The organism is Buchnera aphidicola (Muscaphis stroyani), assembly GCF_005080865.1.
Lineage (GTDB): Bacteria > Pseudomonadota > Gammaproteobacteria > Enterobacterales > Enterobacteriaceae > Buchnera > Buchnera aphidicola_AG.
Genome location: NZ_CP034861.1, coordinates 71,051 through 88,410, shown reverse-complemented (window position 1 = coordinate 88,410; position 17,360 = coordinate 71,051). Strand labels below are relative to the sequence as shown.

The 17,360-nt window shown below is 23.3% G+C and carries 16 protein-coding genes and 1 other RNA gene; 5 read left to right on the top strand and 12 right to left on the bottom strand.

All coding sequences use genetic code 11. The annotated features are described in order from the left end of the window. Nucleotides 1-49: 49 nt before the first annotated feature. Entirely contained in the window at nucleotides 50-898 is an 849-nt protein-coding gene (gene rsmI, locus D9V75_RS00415) for a 16S rRNA (cytidine(1402)-2'-O)-methyltransferase (protein WP_158343193.1), read from the top strand. Between the two features lie 32 nt (nucleotides 899-930). After that, an RNA gene (rnpB, locus tag D9V75_RS00410) (RNase P RNA component class A) lies at nucleotides 931-1,308 on the top strand. A gap of 122 nt (nucleotides 1,309-1,430) precedes the next feature. Here rnpB and pmbA read toward each other — a convergent pair. Continuing rightward, nucleotides 1,431-2,768 (bottom strand): metalloprotease PmbA, encoded by a 1,338-nt coding sequence (gene pmbA, locus D9V75_RS00405; protein WP_158343190.1) that lies wholly within the window; start codon nucleotides 2,766-2,768, stop codon nucleotides 1,431-1,433. 234 nt (nucleotides 2,769-3,002) lie between these two features. On the opposite strand from pmbA, the gene ppa reads away from it, so the two are divergent. Beyond that, complete coding sequence (gene ppa / locus D9V75_RS00400; protein WP_158343189.1) at nucleotides 3,003-3,530, top strand: inorganic diphosphatase; 528 nt, start codon at nucleotides 3,003-3,005, stop codon at nucleotides 3,528-3,530. A gap of 20 nt (nucleotides 3,531-3,550) precedes the next feature. Here the strand turns inward: ppa and D9V75_RS00395 are convergent, their stop codons facing one another. Then, nucleotides 3,551-6,478 carry a translocation/assembly module TamB gene (locus D9V75_RS00395; RefSeq protein WP_158343187.1) on the bottom strand — a complete coding sequence of 976 codons (2,928 nt, stop codon included), beginning with the start codon at nucleotides 6,476-6,478 and terminating at the stop codon, nucleotides 3,551-3,553. Between the two features lie 227 nt (nucleotides 6,479-6,705). On the opposite strand from D9V75_RS00395, the gene rpmB reads away from it, so the two are divergent. Then, the gene (gene rpmB, locus D9V75_RS00390; protein ID WP_158343185.1) at nucleotides 6,706-6,942 is read left to right on the top strand and encodes a 50S ribosomal protein L28; all 237 of its coding nucleotides are present in this window, start codon (nucleotides 6,706-6,708) and stop codon (nucleotides 6,940-6,942) included. Between the two features lie 4 nt (nucleotides 6,943-6,946). Beyond that, nucleotides 6,947-7,114: a 50S ribosomal protein L33 gene (gene rpmG / locus D9V75_RS00385; protein WP_158343183.1), complete on the top strand. Its 168-nt coding sequence runs from the start codon at nucleotides 6,947-6,949 to the stop codon at nucleotides 7,112-7,114. A 96-nt stretch (nucleotides 7,115-7,210) separates the two neighbouring features. Here the strand turns inward: rpmG and fliR are convergent, their stop codons facing one another. From fliR to fliF, 10 genes are all read right to left on the bottom strand, one after another. Further along, on the bottom strand, nucleotides 7,211-7,996 hold the full coding sequence (gene fliR / locus D9V75_RS00380) for a flagellar biosynthetic protein FliR (protein WP_158343181.1): 786 nt from the start codon (nucleotides 7,994-7,996) through the stop codon (nucleotides 7,211-7,213). Beyond that, nucleotides 7,996-8,265: a flagellar biosynthesis protein FliQ gene (gene fliQ, locus D9V75_RS00375; protein ID WP_158343179.1), complete on the bottom strand. Its 270-nt coding sequence runs from the start codon at nucleotides 8,263-8,265 to the stop codon at nucleotides 7,996-7,998. The genes fliR and fliQ overlap by 1 nt, the downstream gene beginning before the upstream one ends. A gap of 67 nt (nucleotides 8,266-8,332) precedes the next feature. Beyond that, nucleotides 8,333-9,475: a flagellar type III secretion system pore protein FliP gene (gene fliP / locus D9V75_RS00370; protein WP_158343178.1), complete on the bottom strand. Its 1,143-nt coding sequence runs from the start codon at nucleotides 9,473-9,475 to the stop codon at nucleotides 8,333-8,335. An 11-nt stretch (nucleotides 9,476-9,486) separates the two neighbouring features. Beyond that, on the bottom strand, nucleotides 9,487-10,836 hold the full coding sequence (locus D9V75_RS00365; RefSeq protein ID WP_158343176.1) for a FliM/FliN family flagellar motor switch protein: 1,350 nt from the start codon (nucleotides 10,834-10,836) through the stop codon (nucleotides 9,487-9,489). Between the two features lie 107 nt (nucleotides 10,837-10,943). Next, the gene (locus D9V75_RS00360; RefSeq protein WP_158343174.1) at nucleotides 10,944-12,101 is read right to left on the bottom strand and encodes a flagellar hook-length control protein FliK; all 1,158 of its coding nucleotides are present in this window, start codon (nucleotides 12,099-12,101) and stop codon (nucleotides 10,944-10,946) included. Further along, the gene (locus D9V75_RS00355; RefSeq protein ID WP_158343172.1) at nucleotides 12,101-12,553 is read right to left on the bottom strand and encodes a flagellar export protein FliJ; all 453 of its coding nucleotides are present in this window, start codon (nucleotides 12,551-12,553) and stop codon (nucleotides 12,101-12,103) included. Before D9V75_RS00355 ends, D9V75_RS00360 begins: the two co-directional genes overlap by 1 nt. 31 nt (nucleotides 12,554-12,584) lie before the next feature. Then, nucleotides 12,585-13,991 (bottom strand): FliI/YscN family ATPase, encoded by a 1,407-nt coding sequence (locus tag D9V75_RS00350; RefSeq protein ID WP_187306303.1) that lies wholly within the window; start codon nucleotides 13,989-13,991, stop codon nucleotides 12,585-12,587. Next, a complete protein-coding gene (locus D9V75_RS00345) occupies nucleotides 13,946-14,581 on the bottom strand; it encodes a flagellar assembly protein FliH (protein ID WP_158343170.1) in 636 nt (211 codons plus the stop codon). Before D9V75_RS00345 ends, D9V75_RS00350 begins: the two co-directional genes overlap by 46 nt. Next, nucleotides 14,574-15,566, bottom strand: coding sequence for a flagellar motor switch protein FliG (gene fliG / locus D9V75_RS00340; protein ID WP_158343167.1), 993 nt, complete (start codon nucleotides 15,564-15,566; stop codon nucleotides 14,574-14,576). The genes D9V75_RS00345 and fliG overlap by 8 nt, the downstream gene beginning before the upstream one ends. Next, on the bottom strand, nucleotides 15,563-17,227 hold the full coding sequence (gene fliF, locus D9V75_RS00335; protein ID WP_158343165.1) for a flagellar basal-body MS-ring/collar protein FliF: 1,665 nt from the start codon (nucleotides 17,225-17,227) through the stop codon (nucleotides 15,563-15,565). Before fliF ends, fliG begins: the two co-directional genes overlap by 4 nt. Between the last annotated feature and the right edge of the window lie 133 nt (nucleotides 17,228-17,360).

Below are 17,360 nucleotides of genomic sequence, written 5' to 3'. Positions count from 1 at the left end.
AATTTTTCTAATAAATGTTGAACTTTAATCATAATCAAATGGATAAATGATGAATTTATTGTATACAGGCATTCTTTATATTGTACCAACACCAATTGGAAACTTATCAGATATTACCCAACGAGCTTTAAATACATTAAAAAATGCTGATATTATTGCTGCTGAAAGTATTCAACATACTGGCATTTTATTAAAAAATTTTAAAATAAAAAAAAGTTTAACATTAATTAACAAACATAATGAACAAAAAAAAAGTAATTATTTAATTGAAAAATTAAAAAAAGGTCAAAATATTGCTCTGGTTTCAAATGCTGGCACTCCGTTAATTAACGATCCTGGTTATATTTTAGTCAAAATATGCCATTCTTATAATATAAAAGTTGTACCTCTTCCTGGCCCTTGTGCTGCAATTACAGCGCTAAGTGCATCAGGAATATCAACTAATCGTTTTTGCTATGAAGGATTTCTTCCTTCAAAAAAAAAAATGAGGTGTGATTTACTTCGCTCTTTAAAAAAAGAAACTCGAACAATAATTTTTTATGAATCAAAACACAGAATACTCGAAAGTATTCAAGATATAATAGATCAAATTGATCAAAATAGACACATAGTTATAGCTAAAGAAATTACTAAAAAATGGGAATCAATTCGCGGAGGAGAAGCCAAAAAAATTTTAAAATGGATGAGAGAAGATGAATACCGTTATAAAGGAGAAATAGTAATTATTATCAATGGTTTTAAAAAACTAAAAAATGAAATTTTATCCGAAGAAATATTGAATTGTTTTAAGATTTTAAGAAATCTATTTCCATTAAAAATATCGGTTGTAGCAACCTCAAAAATTTATAAAATTAGAAAAAATATTTTATATCAATATGCATTAAAACAAGAAAAATGACAATTCTTTAAAAAAAATATATAATGTACTTTGAAGTTGACCAAACAGTCGCTGTTTAGTTTTTATAAAACTAAAAAGAGGAAAGTCCGGGCTCCTTAGAGCAAGGTGCCAGGTAACTCCTGGAGAGCGTGAGCTTATGACTAGTGCAACAGAAAGAAAACCACCAAATATATTTTTTATTGTAATAAAAACATATTGGAAAGGGTGAAAAGGTGCGGTAAAAGCGCACCGCATAATTGGTAACAATTATGGCACGGTAAACTCCACCTGGAGCAAAGCCAAATAGAGGTTATAAATTGGTATTGCTCGTACCAAAAAAACCTGGGTAGGCTGCTTGAGTTAGTAAGCAATTACTATCCTAGATAAATGACTGTTCAAAACAGAACCCGGCTTATAGGTCAACTTCCGAAATCAAGAAATTATAATTTTATTAAAATTATTTCAATTTATCACATTTTATAGTGTAAAAATAACAAATTTATTGCCTTTATTTTTTATATTTAGATATAAAAAATATAATAGTATTTAATTATTAATTACCAGAAATTTGCATTTCTGATATTAGTATTGATCCACACTGAATTTTATTTCTTTTTTCAATATCATTACTGATGCTCACAATATTTCTCCACATATTCCTCAAATTTCCAGATATAGTAATCTCATGAACTGGGTGCTCAATTTTTCCATTATCAACCCAAAAACCGAAAACTCCTCTTGAATAGTGCCCACTGATGATATCAACTCCTTGACCTATTAATTCTGTTACTAAAATTCCTTGATTCATATTTTTTAAAAGTTCTTGAAAAGACACATTTCGATGTGAAATAATCCAATTAGAAATACCTCCAGAATTACCTGTGCTCAATAATCCAATTTTTCGAGCATTGTAGCTGTTTAACAACCACGTTTTTAATTCTCCATTTTTAATAATGTTTTTCGTTTTAGTAGCCACACCTTCACTATCAAAGAATCTGCTTCCTAATCCTTGTTTTATATGAGGATATTCTTTAATATTTAACCATTCAGGAAAAATTTTTTTATTTAAATCATTTATTAAAAAAGTAGATCTTTGACATATATTATCGCCACTTATTGCATGAACAAGATGAGAAAAAAATGAAGAAGACACTTCTTTAGAAAAAATAACTGCAGTTTTCATAGTACGTATCTTCTTAGATCCTATTCGGGATATGGCTTTTTGAGCTGCGTTTTTTCCAACATCATCTGGTTTTTTTAAATCGTTTATTTTACGAGATATTGAGTAATCAAAATCTCTTTGCATACAGTGATTATCTTTGGAAATTACACAGTTGTATATTGAATAACGAGTAGATTTATATTTTTGTAAAATTCCTAAGCTGTTTCCAAAAATATGTATAGTTGCACAGCTATCAAAAAAACTACCTTCGCTATTAACAATTCTTTTATCATATTTAAAAGCTGCTCGTTCTGTCATAGTAGAAAGCTGAACAGCGTTTTTAACGCTAAAGTCGCAAGGATGAAATAAATCTAAATCAATAGAATTTAAACATAATAATTCTTTTTCAGGAAGTCCTGAGAAATAATCAGAAGAAGAGTATCTAGAAATTTTAATTGCCATATCTAACATATTTTTAATGCCGTTTTCACTAAAATCTTTAGATGATACAGTTCCTTTAGAAAATTTATTATATACAGTCATTAATAATAAACTATCACTGTTAAATTCTATATTTTCAATTATACTATTTCTTATATTTACACTAAGACCTATAGTTTTTTTTGCCGATACTTCAATAGAAATTTTTTCTCTAGACAAATTTAATATTTTTTGAATAGTATCAACAAGTAACTTTTCTTCTTTTTCTATTTCTTGATTCGATTTCATAAATACTCCTTTTTAAATTAATGATATTTTTAACATAAAATCTTTTTAATATCTAAAAATTTTTATTTTTAATAAGTTAATGTTTATAAATTCTAGCTATAATTGTTTTTGAATGATACAGTTAATAGAAACTAGTATACCTTGATTTTTTTATCTTATAAAAAATATTTTTACTAATATAAGAAGATTAAATTTATTAAATAAAAACATCTAAAACTATAAAAGAGAAAAAAAATGAATCTTAAAAATATTGCTGCAGGAAAAAACATACCACATGATATATATGTAATTATTGAAATCCCATCTAATTCATCTCCGGTTAAATATGAAATAGACAAAAAATCTGGTATGTTATTCGTTGATAGATTTATATCTACACCTATGTTTTACCCATGTAATTATGGATATATTAATAATACTTTATCTCTTGATGGAGATCCATTAGATGTTTTAGTGCCCTCTCCTTACCCAATACAATCTAACTCTATTATTAATTGTAAACCTATTGGCGTATTAAACATGAACGACGAATCAGGAAATGATGCAAAAATAATAGCAGTTCCAGTTGAAAATATTTGCCAGGAATATAAAAATATAAATGACATATCAGATATGCCTGAACTTCTTAAAAATCAAATCTTTCATTTTTTTAAATACTATAAAAAACTAGACAACTCAAAATGGGTTAAAATAATCGGATGGGGAAATTGCAAAGATGCTAAATTAGAAATTGTTTCAGCATACAAAAGAGCGATAAAATAAGAAAACAAATTTATTAAAAATTAAATTATTATATTATTTTCATGTATATAAAAATAAAATAGTAAAAATTTTAAATACCCATTCATACTACATTTTGATAAAAAATAATGAAAATTAAGCTGAGAGGAGACTGTGAATTGGATTCTTGGAAAAATTTCAATTTTAAAATTATCGCTATTAAACAAAATACTCCATTCTAAACCGTTTTGTTTTTTTCTATTTAAACTTAATTGAAAAAACAAACTTCCTTTTTTTATTATGATTTCTTGATTAATATCTATATAATTTGAATAATTAAAAAAAGAACAAAAAAACATACTAATATATGTTAATAAGTTACGCCCTTTAATAAAAATATTTTTTAAATTAATATCAGCTACTATCTTTGGATTATATAAAGAACCAGAAAAATTCATATTACCTATTAAAACACCTTGTGTGTTTTGAAAATAAACTGTAAAAAAATCAATAATAGAAACAGGAAAGTTTAAGATAAAACATTTTCCATGAATTATTTTTGTATTATAAACATCATTAATATTTAAAAAACCCAATAAACTACTTTCTTCTAATAAATGATTTGAATTTTTTAAAATCCAATGTGATGTTAAATTATTTCCTTTTAAATTTATAGAAAAATTTAAAAAGTTAATTTTTTTAATAAGACTTTTTTCTTTTGTTATTTTTTCTAATATTAACTTTTTGCTTTCTAAAATAAACGTTCCATTAATAAAATTGACATCTGATAACCATTTTAATTCAGCATTAATTAATGTCTGACCATGAAACTTTAAAATAGAACCATGAGAAGAATTTTTAAAAAAATTTTTTAAAATTAATAAAAAATTAGATAATTTGATAGAATTTTTTAATTTTTTTTGAATATAATCATTTGTTTTCTTTTTAATGTTGTAATTACGTATTACAATGTTTTTTTTGATAATCCATTTAAAATTAGAGGTTTGAATATCAATTTTTTTAAAAAAACCATTCCAAAATTTTGTTTTTTTATTTAAAATTCCATAAAAAACAAAATTAATAAAACAATCTTTGTTTTTCAATGAAAAATAAAATTTTTGATTTTTATCATTCCAAAAAGATCTAATTTTTAAAAAATCAATATTTAAAAAAGAAGAATTCATTTTTTTTATATCAAATAAAAAATTTCCTGAAATTTTATTATGACTATGTATTCTGGAGGAAATTTCCATCTTATTTAAGTTAAAATCGTTCCAAATAACATGATTTGCTGAAAACGAACTATAGAGTCTTGGGTTAGAACGAGAACCTGATAAATGGAATTTTCCTTTAATCACTCCTTTCAAAAAAGGAGAAAAATAATCCAAATGATCGAAACAAAAGGCAGAATTAACATAAATATTTTTATTAAACATGCCTTTTAACCACGCTTTATTTTTTCCTAAAGATATGTTCATTTTTGGAATGTCTAAAAAACTAAAATTTTTATAAAATAAAGAACTTAATATAGAAAATTTTTTATTCATTATATTTCCATTAAAACGAATTTGTGGAACAGACAAATTATGTGATTTTTCACTTGAAGTGACTGATATATCTAATTTTCCAATTAAATTAGCTAAAATCTGATTATATTTAGTATCATTAGAATTTATTTCTTTTTTATTAAAAATCAATTTATTCTTTTCTTCTGAAGAATGTATATTCTTTATTGGTAAAAAAATAAGTTTATCTAAAAAAATATTTTTTAAATTACCATGACTATTTAATTTAAATAGTATCGAAGGAAAATTTTTTATATATAAAATATTTTGCAAAGATAAAAAATAATTATTAATATTACCTTTTAAAATTGCAGAAAAAGAGTTTGATCTTAATCCAATTTTTTTTTCTATAGGAAGAAAAAAATGAGTACTACTTAATTTTACTTGAAAAGGACAATTTAAACGATTTAAAAAAATTACTCCTTGTACGTTTGTACGCATTAAATTATTAACATTTAATATAAACTTAAATTTATTATTTAATTTTGATTTAATCGACAGATTTAAAATTTTATCATGAAGCTCTAATGTTGATATTTCACTATGTATTGTAGAAAAAATTGAACAATTATTTTTTAAAACAATTTGACCGTAAGATTTTATCTTAATTGAATGAAAACGAGAATTAAATTTTTTTATTTTGATAGTATTATTTTTTATTTGAGCTTTTATCTCTATTTCAGAAATATTTTGTTTATTATTAAAATCATCAACAAAACTAAAATTAGCGCATATTAAATTTTTTAAATCTGTATTTAACAAAATTAAATTTTTTATTTTTTCTGAAAAAAATCGAAAAAAATTAGATATTTTTTGTGAATTAAAATCTTTTTTTTTAAAAATTTTTTGATTTTGAATAAAAATTTTTGATTGAATATTAGATTTTTCTATATTAATATCACTGATATAAGAAGGGAAAATAACAAGATTACTTCCTGTCCATTGAATTCCAGTAAAAATATCAGACAGAAAAATATTTTTTTTTGCAGTTTTAAAAAAAATTTTATCAAAATGTATTTTATTAATAGTTAAAGAATGTCCTAAAAAAATAGATTTTTTAAAATTATCTTTAGAAATATTTTTTTTTAAATATGCGTTTTGATTATCGTTGATTTTAATTTGCATATCTTTTGTTTCTATTTCTTTAATAATTAAAGACATCTTAAAAAAAGAAGCATAGTCTATTATGCATCTTATTTTCTTTGCTTTTACAGACATTCCTAAAATATTACAATAAATATTTTGTAGTGTAAAGTCTCTCCAATTACCTGATATTTTTTCAACTTTTGACCCTAAAAAAAAGTAATTTGTAAAATTAAAGAACCACTTAAATCCTATATTACTCTCTATAAGTAACAAAAACATAAGCAATAAGCTAAAAAATAAAATCAAAGATCTAGATAAGTATCTCTGATATGTTTTCATAAAAATATCCTTATTACATACCAGCACATTAATAATAGAAAATAAATCAATTAATTATAAACTATAGTGTATAGTACATTTTGAATTAAAGTTTATAATGAAAACGATATTTTTATATTATTAATAATTTTAAAATTTTTTAATAACAAAAAACATTGTTTAAAAAATATAAAATTTAGTATAATTTTAAAAAAATATTATATTGAATCTTAATTACAGGAAAAAAAATGTCACGTATATGTCAAATAACTAGCAAAAAGAGAATGATTGGAAATAATCGTTCCCATGCAATGAATGCAACAAAAAGACAATTTCTAGCAAATATTCAATATCATCGTTTTTGGATTCCTTCACAAAAAAGATTTATTAAATTAAGAGTTTCAGTACATGGAATGCGTTGTATTGATAAAAAAGGCATTGAGTCATTTTTGAATTCAATAAATTCTAAAAATAAAGGTAATTAATTTAATGGCTAAAAAAAATAGAGAAAAAATTAAACTCATATCTTCTGCAGGAACTGGTCATTATTATACTACAACTAAAAACAAACGAAATACACCAGACAAATTAGTTTTTAAAAAATATGATCCTGTCGTTCGAAAACACGTTTTATATCACGAAGGAAAAATTAAATAACATTAAAAAAATAAATATTAATTTTTAATTTTTTATATTATTAATCAAAAACTAAAGTATAATTTTTTAAAAAATTATACTTTACTTAAAAAATGTTTACAAAATTTGAAATTGATAAAAAAAATAAGATGTAAAAATTTTTAATTCATTTAAAAAACTTTGAAATAAAGGAAAAATAATAGATATCATAGCATATAGCATGAATATTCCTATTAACAAACTTAAAGAAAAACCAATAGAAAATATAGACATTTGTGGAGATAATCTATTTAAAAAACTCATTATAATGCTGATGGATAATAAAAATATTATAATTGGTAAAACAAACATGACACCATTAATAAAAATAAAACTAGAAAATTTTGACAAAATAAAAAAAATATTAGAATGTAAAAAATGAATATCAATAGGAATTTTATAAAAACTATCTACCAAAACGGAAATTAAATAAAGATGAGCATTAATAGTGAGAAAAAAAAATAATAAAAAAATATTTAATAAACGAGAAATTGTCGTATTTCCAATGTGGTTACTAGAATTATAAAAATTTGAAAATGATAAACCTATCTGCATACTAATTATTTCTCCTGCCATGTTAGCTGCTGCAAACAATAATCGAGTAATAAAACCCAATGCGGTACCAATTAGTATTTGGTGAATTAATATTAAAAGGCCCACAGATGATAATAACGTTACATGTATTTCAGGTATCATAGGAGCTATTAAAATACTAATGAAAATAGATAACATTATTTTATTTTTTTTACTTATTAATTTATCACTAAAAATAGGAGCTGTAGATAAAAAAGATAAAATTCGAGTTAAAGACCATAAAAAATAACTAATTAATTCTATTGTATGTAAAGTATTAAATTTTATCATTATTTTACAATTAATGGTATGTTGTGAAACAAATTATGCATATAATCCATCATGGTACCTAGCATCCAAGGTCCAAGTATTATAATCACACTTAAAACTGAAATAAATTTAGGAATAAACGAAAGAGTTTGTTCATTAATTTGTGTTGCCGCTTGCAATATACTAATAATTAAACCACTAATTAAAGCTGATAGCAGAAGCGGAGATGCAAGCATTAATGTAACTTTTATGGCCTCATAAAATAATGCCATTACATATTCAGGAGTCATAAAAATCTCTATTTTTAGCAGTGAATTTAAAATCTATCATTCAAAAAAAATAAATTTTTAAAAAACATTATGAATTAAAACTTTGAGCTAATGAAGTAATCAGTAACTGCCATCCATCAACTAACACAAATAACATTAATTTAAAAGGTAAAGAAATTGTTGTAGGAGGGACCATCATCATACCTAAAGCCATTAATACACTAGCAACTACTAAGTCAATAATCAAAAAGGGTATAAAAATAGTAAATCCAATCTGAAATGCTGTTTTCAATTCACTAGTAACAAACGATGGTAGTATAACTCTCATCGGTATTTCTTGAAGATTAGAATAAGAAGTAATATTTGCTAATTTTGAAAATAATTCTATATCAGATGTTCGAGTTTGATGCAACATAAATTCTCTGAATGGAACAGATCCTTTGCTTATAGCTTCTTCCATGCTTATTTTTTCTTTACTAAATGGAATATAAGCATTTTTATACGCTTCATCAAAAGTAGGGGACATAATAAAAAAAGTTAAAAAAAGAGCTAAACCTATTAATATTTGATTTGGAGGTGCGTACGGAGTTCCTAATGCATTTCGTAACAAACCAAAAACAATAATAATTCTTGTAAAACTAGTCATCATCAAAATAAACGCTGGTAAAAAAGTAAGTGATGTAAGAAGCACTAACGTTTGAACTGGAATAGACCAAGTTTGCCCTCCATCTTCTAAAATATGACTAGTTATTTGAGGCGTTTCTGCATAAACCAGCGGACAAAATAATAATAGAAATAAAATTGAAACAATTCGATAAAACATTTTTTTTTTCCGGGGGAGTTTATCAAAATTTTTTAAAGAATGATGAAAAGCATGTTTTTCTAAAATATTACTTTTTTTTTCTGCATCTAATTCATCTCTTGATTGAACAGATGATATTGTACATAAATGGGTAATTTTTTTAGTTGTAATACCTAAAACTAATTGTTTATCTTTAACTTTTAGTATAATAATAGATTCATTTGATCCAACCACTATTTTGTCTATAATTTTCATAGAAGAATTTATATTTTTAATTTTAAAAATAGATATTTTTTTTAATATCCAACTTAAAAAAAGTATTAAAAGTATTATTTGAGACAATGCGCTTGTTATTTCAAATAATTTTGTACCATTAAATATAGTTTGAAAATCGCTAAATACTAAATGAGAAAAAAAATTATTTTTCATAAAATTTAAATTCAAACTAATTTTTTTTTAAAATTATTTTTTACTTCAGTAATTCGTAAACCATACTTATTTTCTAAAAATACAATTTCACCTGAAGCAATTAAGCAATCATTCATAAAAACATCTAATGGTTCTTGTATAGATTTGTCTAAAATTAATACATTATCTTTTGATAAATTAAGGAAATCTTTAATTTTTATTTTTAATTTTCCTAATTGCACAGTAATGTTTACTGGTAAATTTTCTATAATATTTTTATGACTTATTTCTTTTTTAGAATCATACAAAGTATTGTTTTTTATATTATGATCAGATACTGAAGCTTCATTAAAATAACAACTTTCATGATTAATATTTTTTTTAGAATTAATCAATTTTTTAGAATTGTCAAAGTTTTTTTTCGCAATATTTTTTTTTAAATTACTCATTGAAATATTCCTTGTCGTAATAGAATTTAAATTATCGTTAATAAATTCTTTTACAAGAAAAGCAGATTTATCATTATATGACTTATAATATCCTAACAATATTTGTTTTTTTTCTATTAAGGCAATAATTTTATTAGGATTTTGAATTGAAAATATATTTCCAACTGATAAGTTAGATAATTGAGATTCAGACACAGAAATTCCATTTAATTTAACTATAATCTCTAATTTTACATCATCTAAATCATCAATAGATATAGTTTTTAAATCATTTCCCTCTAAATTTAAAACTTTTTTTGATGAGATAAAAGTAGAATTTTTTAATTTTTTTACTATCGACAATGGAATTAAAAAAATAAAATAAACTTTAACATTATTAATATACAAATTAAAACGACTAATTATTGTTTTTGTTGAATTGTGATTAAAATCTTTTAAATGAAAGAGTATCTTTGTGTTAATAAATTTCATTTTAATTAAAAAAAACTTTTTGCAAGCATTAGTAAAAGATTCTAATATAATTTTTATTAATTTTGTATTAATTAAATATTCAGTATAAGTAATTTTTGTTTTTTTTTCATCTTCTTGAAAGCAACCATTTCCACCAAATAGAACATCTATTAAAGTGGGTAAAAAATTTGAAGATAAAAATATAAAAGATTTTTTTTGAAAATGAAAAGTTTCTATTAAATTTGAATATATTTTGAATTGTGGTTTTTCTATAAAAAAATTAGATTCTATGTTTATGCTATAAGAAGTTAATTTTACAAAACCTTTAGAAAAATCAGACAAATTTTTTATGATCTCATGGATAAAATTATAATTAATTTCTTCTAATTCGTTAATTTCTTCTTGTGTAATAAAATTTTTTAAATTTTCTTCTCGAGAATAAACTTTTTTTAGTTTATTGTGAAAATTATTGCTTTTTCCCACTTATATACCTCACAAAACTTCACAGGTAAAAGTTGTTGAAAACAAATCTAAAAGTTTGTTTTTTATTATAAAAATAATTATTTTTGTTAATTTACTCATTTTTTAAATCAAACATGTACATCAATTGATTCATAATTTTTAAGATTTTTTTGATTCTTTACTAAAATAAAAAATTTATTTAATTGAAAATTTTGGTGAACATCATTATATACTGTTTTTTTATATTTTTTTTCTAACATTTCATTCATATCTAAAAAAGTACTATAAACATTTGCTTTTTTTAATTTAATTCCGTTTTGCCTCAAAGAATCACGTAAAAAAGGAAGAGAGCTTTCTAAAATGGCTCTAACATCATTATGATCAGAAATTAAGTTTAATATTGCTTGATTTTTTTTCATTTTAATTTGAACATGTATAAAACCAAGAGATTCTGGTTTCAAAGAAATTTCTGCTTTATGATCTTTATTGGAAATCGATAGCAGTATTTTTTCAGTAATTTTTTTTTGCCATTCTAAGACATTTTCAAAAAAACAAGAATTTAACTTATCTGTGTGTAATCTTTTGTAACTTTGTTCCTCAACTCTATTCAATGGATTAAGATAACGCGTTAATTGATTTGACTTATGAAAATTTTTTAAAAAAATACAATTATTGTTTTTACTTTTATTATGAGTAAAAAGAACTAATTGTTTACTATTTTCTTTAAATTGGATGTGCTTTTTTTCAAAATTTACAGTATCTTTTTTATTAATAGTAATTTTATTATGTAAATTTTTAAAATTTATATTTTTCATTGTTTTATTTTTTTTTAATTCATTATATAGAAAAAATTTATTTTTGTTAGATAATAATTTTTTTTTCAAAATTATTTTTTTTATTTTAGGTTTTTTGTTTAAATTCTTGTTAAAATTATCTAACATATTATTGTATGCATCTTTTTTAGAAGTATTTATTTTTTTTTTTTCTATTTTTGAAAACATAAAATGATTTATTTGATTTTTATTTGAAATAAAATTTTTTTTATTTAAAATATTTATTAAATTGTTAATCGAAAAATTTGAATATGTAACATCTTCATCTTTATTTTTTTTAGATTTAGTAAAAATATTATTAAATTTAATCTCTTTTTTCATTAAAAACGTTTTTAATTGATTAAAAAATAATTTAGATTTGTTATCTTCGCTTGACAAATTACAAAAATTATTCTTTTTGATAGAAGAAAACATTTTTTTTTGAAAACTCAAATCACCAATAATTTTTAACATCAGGATAACAACCCTTTTTGAAAAGCGTTTAACTGAGACAATTCATTATTTAATTTTTGATCCATCAATTCTTTATGTTTTAATATAACTTGTTTATTTTTAAAATTTAACAAACTCCAAACTTTTAATTTAGATTGATTTTTTAAATAATTATTTATTTTTTTTTTCATTTTTTTTTCATTTTTTTTTATTTGAGTTTTATGATCTTGTATAATGCAATTTAATAGATAAATAAAATCTTTATAATTATTCCATTCATAAGATAAAATACCTACTAAAGTTTTATTAAATAATTTTTTTATGTATTCGTTTTGATAATTTATTAAAAGTTCTAATTGTTGATAACATTGTTTGTTATTTAAACTTACATTTTTCATATCAATCATTTTTTTTTCTGCATTTTTTTTTTCTATTTTTTCTAAAATTAAAAATGGAATTTTTTTATAATTCATTATTATACTCAAATTATTTTAATAAAAATGTTTAAATAAATATTTCATTCAGCTCCTTACAAGCAGTTGAATAATCACTTTTTTCTGATTTTTCTTGCTGTAAAAACTTTTCTATTTTGGGCCAAATTCGTATAGCTTGATCTAAAATGGGATTTGTTCCATTAATATAAGCTCCAACATGTATTAAATCTTTATTTCTTTGATAAGCAGAGACTAATTTTTTAAAATGACAAGCCTGTGAGTATTGTTTTACGTTTACAATATCCGGCATAATTCGACTGATAGAAGATTCTATATCGATAGCAGGATAATGACCTGCATCCGAATATTGACGTGATAAAATAATATGACCATCTAATATAGAACGAGCAAGATAAGAAACTGGATCTTGATGATCCTCTTCACTTTCAGTTAAGATGGTATAAAAAGCAGTAATAGAGCCGTTTTCATGATAAGTATTACCCGTACGCTCTAATAAATCAGGAATTTTAGAAAATATAGAAGGAGGATAACCTTTAGATACTGGAAACTCATTTAAAGCCAATGAAATTTCTCTTTGAGCCATCGCATAACGAGTTAAAGAATCCATAATAAGCAAAACATGTTTGTTTTTAGAACGAAAATATTCTGCTATGCTAGTAGCATAAGAAGCTCCTTCCACTCGCTTTAAAGGAGAAGCGTCAGCTGGAGCAGCAATAATTACAGACCGAGAGCTTCCTTCAGAACCTAGTATATTTTCTATAAAATCCTTAACTTCTCTTCCTCTTTCTCCAATTAACGCTATAACAACGACATCAGATTTTGTATATTTTGCTATCATTCCAAGTAAGATACTTTTTCCAACACCAGAACTAGAAAACAAACCAATTCTCTGTCCTATCCCTATAGTTAAAAGCCCATTAATAGACCTTATTCCTGTATCTAATACATTAGTAATAGGTCTTCTTTTTAATGGATTAATACTGTGATTATAAATTTTAGAATAATATTTTAAATGAGGTATAGGACGTCCATCTAAAGGATGACCTATCCCATCTAAAACTCTTCCTAACAATTTCATTCCTAATGGAATTTTGTTTAAAACATATTGAGTGTTACTTCCTAACTTAGAAAATACACGAGCACCTGAAACAACTCCATTTGTATCTTCAAAAGATAATAAAATGATTTCTTTTTTCAAAAGACCTATTACTTCAGCTTCAATGTTTATATCATGACCATTTATAATTCTTTCAATAAAACATCGTGCGCCTATTGGAATCTTTAAACCTACTGCTTTTAAAATCAATCCATTAACACTTACAATCCTACCGTAAAAAATAACATTAGAAAGTTCATCTACTCGTTTTTCAAAATAAGAAAATTTTTTTAGCCATCTAGAACATCTTAAGTTCATTGATATTCCTCTGAATAAATAAGACGACATAATTCTTTCCATCTAGAATCAATAGTAGCATCTATATAACCGCTTTCTGATCTTACTTGACACCCATTTAAATCAATATTTTTATCATAAAATAAGTTCCATTTATAAATATTTAACGATTTTTTAAATATTTTTTCTACTAATTCTTTGTTATCTGGATGAATAAACAATTGTGGTTTTTTGAGAAAAATTCCTTCTTTTTCAATGACTTTTTTTAAGTATTTCAATAAAACTGACTCTCTGATATCAGGTTCTTTACCAATAACATAAGCTGAAACTTTAAATATTATTTTAAACACACGAGAAATTAAAGCATCTTCGAAAATAGATAAAGAACTTTCAAAATCTATGAATAAATCGTGTATCTTATTATTCAATAAATTATTTTGTTCTTTACATGTTAATAATCCTTTTTGAAAACCAATATTATAAGATTCTTCTTTCAGTAAATTTATATCAATATCATTTAATTTATTAAATTGATGATCTTTTTTTTCTGCGCATTTAAGTTTTATATTTTTATTTTTAATTTCTTTTTCTGTGAAATTTATTTTTTCTGGATGCCATCGAGTCCAATTTTTTTCTAAATTTTTATCAGGCATAATATTTTCCTAATTTTTCTAATGAAGTATTTCCATTATCTAAAATATGTTTGATTACTATAAATATTAATTTTTGCTCGTTTTTTATAGATTCATCAGAAACATAGGATTTTTTTTCTAAATTCAATTTAAATTTATTAGATTCTTCTTTTGACATATTATCTAAAAATTTATTTTTAACAACTTGACTAGAATTATATAATGCAATACATAATTTTTCTTTTTCAACATTTTTGACAATATATTGAATATATTTATCTTCTAAATTTATTATATTTTCAAAAGAAAACATTTCTTTAACAATTGCATTAGCTAGCTCTTGATTTTTTACTCTAATTTCTTGAAGAGTATTTTTTTCATGTTCAATTTTCATAGAGTTTAAAATTCCGGCTGCAATTTTCATTCCTCCTTTTTCAGAAAAAATCAATTTTTTTCTTTTTAATAAATTTTCAATAACTTGAGTTAGCTTGATTAAACTAGATTCTTCAATCCCTTTAAATTCTGAAATTTTTAATATAATTTCAGCTCTTTTTTGTCTACTTAATAAAGACAAAATACTTGCTGATTTGCTTTTTTTTAAATGAATAAGTATGGTAGCTATAATTTGAGAATGCTCTTCACGTAATAAAAAAGCTATTTTTTCCGAATTCATAATGTTTAGAGATTCAATATATATCTGGATATTTCTAGATTCTATTGTTTCTTTTAGTAACAAATGTCCTTGTTGACCTCCCAGTGCTTTAGTGAGCATTTCATTTAGATAATCTTCGCTATTGCAACTAATTGTATTATATTTTTCAGCAAGGTCATAACATTCATGAAGTACTGTTGTTAACGTTTTAGAAGAACATTGTTTTATATTTACCATTGCATTTGTTAATTCTTGAACTTCAAAAGGAGTTAAATTTTTTAATATTTCTGCTGATTGATCAGATCCTATTGACATTAATAATAATGCGCTTTTTTCAATACCGTTTAAAATCATGTTTTATCACTCATCCATTGACGAATAATCAACGCTATAGTGCGGGGATTTTTATTAGAGATATTACAAATTTGATGAATTAATTTATCTATATTTAAGTCATTCTGAATATTTTTTTGAGATGAATTTTTTTCAAAATTATCTTCTTCAGAAGAAAATTTCATCTCTTTAATAGAATTATTGTCCAACAAATTTTTTTTTGAAGAAGAACAAACATATTTTTTAATAATAAAAAAGATAAATAAAATTAACAAAAACCACGGTGATAAAGCAAAAAAAACATGATATAAAGAATCATTTTCATTTTTATTGTCTAGTGCAACTAAAGCTTTCTCTTCAGGTTTTACAAAAGATGCATTGACTACATGCACGCTATCACCTCTAAATTTAGAATAACCAATGGCTTCTTGAGTTAAATGTATAATATTATTTATTTCTTGATCTGTTAAAGAAACCAATTTTCCATTTTTGTCTTTAATAAAATTCACAACGACTGCTGCTGATAATCTTTTAATTTCTCCTATGTTCATTTTGGTATGCGAAACAGTGTGATTTAACTCGTAATTCACTACATTTTCTTGATTAATATTAGAATTAGAAGATATAAATTTGTTTTTTGGTAGGTTTTTTTCTAAAACAAGACTATTTTTATTCGTTTCACTATTTTTTTGATTAATTTGATTATTACGAACTTTGTTAGAATCAGAAATTGATGCATTTTCTTTCTGGTTTTTTTTATAAACTTGATTATGAACACTAGTTTGATGAGATCTTACTGCTTGATTTTCATGATTTGAATTAGGTAAATATTTTTCCTGTGTCTTTTCTTGATCATTAAAATCTATTTGAGCTGTCACTTGCGCATAAACATTACCAACACCTACTAATGGTTCTAAAATGTTTCGAATTCTATGTCTATAAAGAGATTCAATTTGTTCTGAATACTGGAATTGAGCATTATTAACTTGATTATATGAAAGAGATGGATGATTGAGCAGTTCTCCAAATTGATCTAAAATCGTAATATTATTGACTGACAAATCAGATATGCTACTTGAAATTAAATGCAAAATAGCATTAATTTGATTAGAATCTAAAATTGTACCTGGCTTTAAATCTAAAACAACAGAAGCTGATGGTTGTTTTTTATCTTTTAAAAATAACGATTCTTTTTGAAAAGCTATATGCACCCTCGCGCTTTTTATGGATTTAATTCTTTGAATAGTACGAGCCAACTCACCTTCTAAAGCTCTTTGATAATTTATTTGTTCGTTAAATTGACTAATTCCAAATTTTTGCTTATCTAATAATTCAAACCCGACTCCTTCACCTCTGGGAAGATTATTTTCTGCTAAACGTAATCTTAAATCATAAACATTATTTTTTGGCACTAGCAATTGATCTGTACTTTTAGAAAAATGATATGGAACCTTCATTTGATTTAACTGATCAATGATAGACTTTCTATCCTCACTAGATAACTGACTATACAAAACCTGGTAACTAGGAGATTTAATCCATAAAGAAACAGGAATAGCAGTAATAATTGCTGCCGCGAATAAAATAATTAGAATGCGCGAATTTTTAAAAAAATGAGATAGAAAATGAATAAAATTTTTCTTTTCTTTTACTGCTAATTCTTCTTCAGTACTAATATTCATGAAATCTTCCTATCCAAAAATTAATTTTCACTATAAAGTAACAGTAATTAAGTAGTTTTACTGATTTATTCAATAAAATATAATTATTGAATTATTTTTATTCGATATTTTAAAAAAATACAAAAAATTCTTA

Coding starts and splice junctions, on each gene's coding strand:
- rsmI (WP_158343193.1), top strand. CDS start 50: ATGAATTTATTGTATACAGGCATTCTTTATATTGTACCAACACCAATT.
- pmbA (WP_158343190.1), bottom strand. CDS start 2,768: ATGAAATCGAATCAAGAAATAGAAAAAGAAGAAAAGTTACTTGTTGAT.
- ppa (WP_158343189.1), top strand. CDS start 3,003: ATGAATCTTAAAAATATTGCTGCAGGAAAAAACATACCACATGATATA.
- D9V75_RS00395 (WP_158343187.1), bottom strand. CDS start 6,478: ATGAAAACATATCAGAGATACTTATCTAGATCTTTGATTTTATTTTTT.
- rpmB (WP_158343185.1), top strand. CDS start 6,706: ATGTCACGTATATGTCAAATAACTAGCAAAAAGAGAATGATTGGAAAT.
- rpmG (WP_158343183.1), top strand. CDS start 6,947: ATGGCTAAAAAAAATAGAGAAAAAATTAAACTCATATCTTCTGCAGGA.
- fliR (WP_158343181.1), bottom strand. CDS start 7,996: ATGATAAAATTTAATACTTTACATACAATAGAATTAATTAGTTATTTT.
- fliQ (WP_158343179.1), bottom strand. CDS start 8,265: ATGACTCCTGAATATGTAATGGCATTATTTTATGAGGCCATAAAAGTT.
- fliP (WP_158343178.1), bottom strand. CDS start 9,475: ATGAAAAATAATTTTTTTTCTCATTTAGTATTTAGCGATTTTCAAACT.
- D9V75_RS00360 (WP_158343174.1), bottom strand. CDS start 12,101: ATGTTAAAAATTATTGGTGATTTGAGTTTTCAAAAAAAAATGTTTTCT.
- D9V75_RS00355 (WP_158343172.1), bottom strand. CDS start 12,553: ATGAATTATAAAAAAATTCCATTTTTAATTTTAGAAAAAATAGAAAAA.
- D9V75_RS00350 (WP_187306303.1), bottom strand. CDS start 13,991: ATGGAAAGAATTATGTCGTCTTATTTATTCAGAGGAATATCAATGAAC.
- D9V75_RS00345 (WP_158343170.1), bottom strand. CDS start 14,581: ATGCCTGATAAAAATTTAGAAAAAAATTGGACTCGATGGCATCCAGAA.
- fliG (WP_158343167.1), bottom strand. CDS start 15,566: ATGATTTTAAACGGTATTGAAAAAAGCGCATTATTATTAATGTCAATA.
- fliF (WP_158343165.1), bottom strand. CDS start 17,227: ATGAATATTAGTACTGAAGAAGAATTAGCAGTAAAAGAAAAGAAAAAT.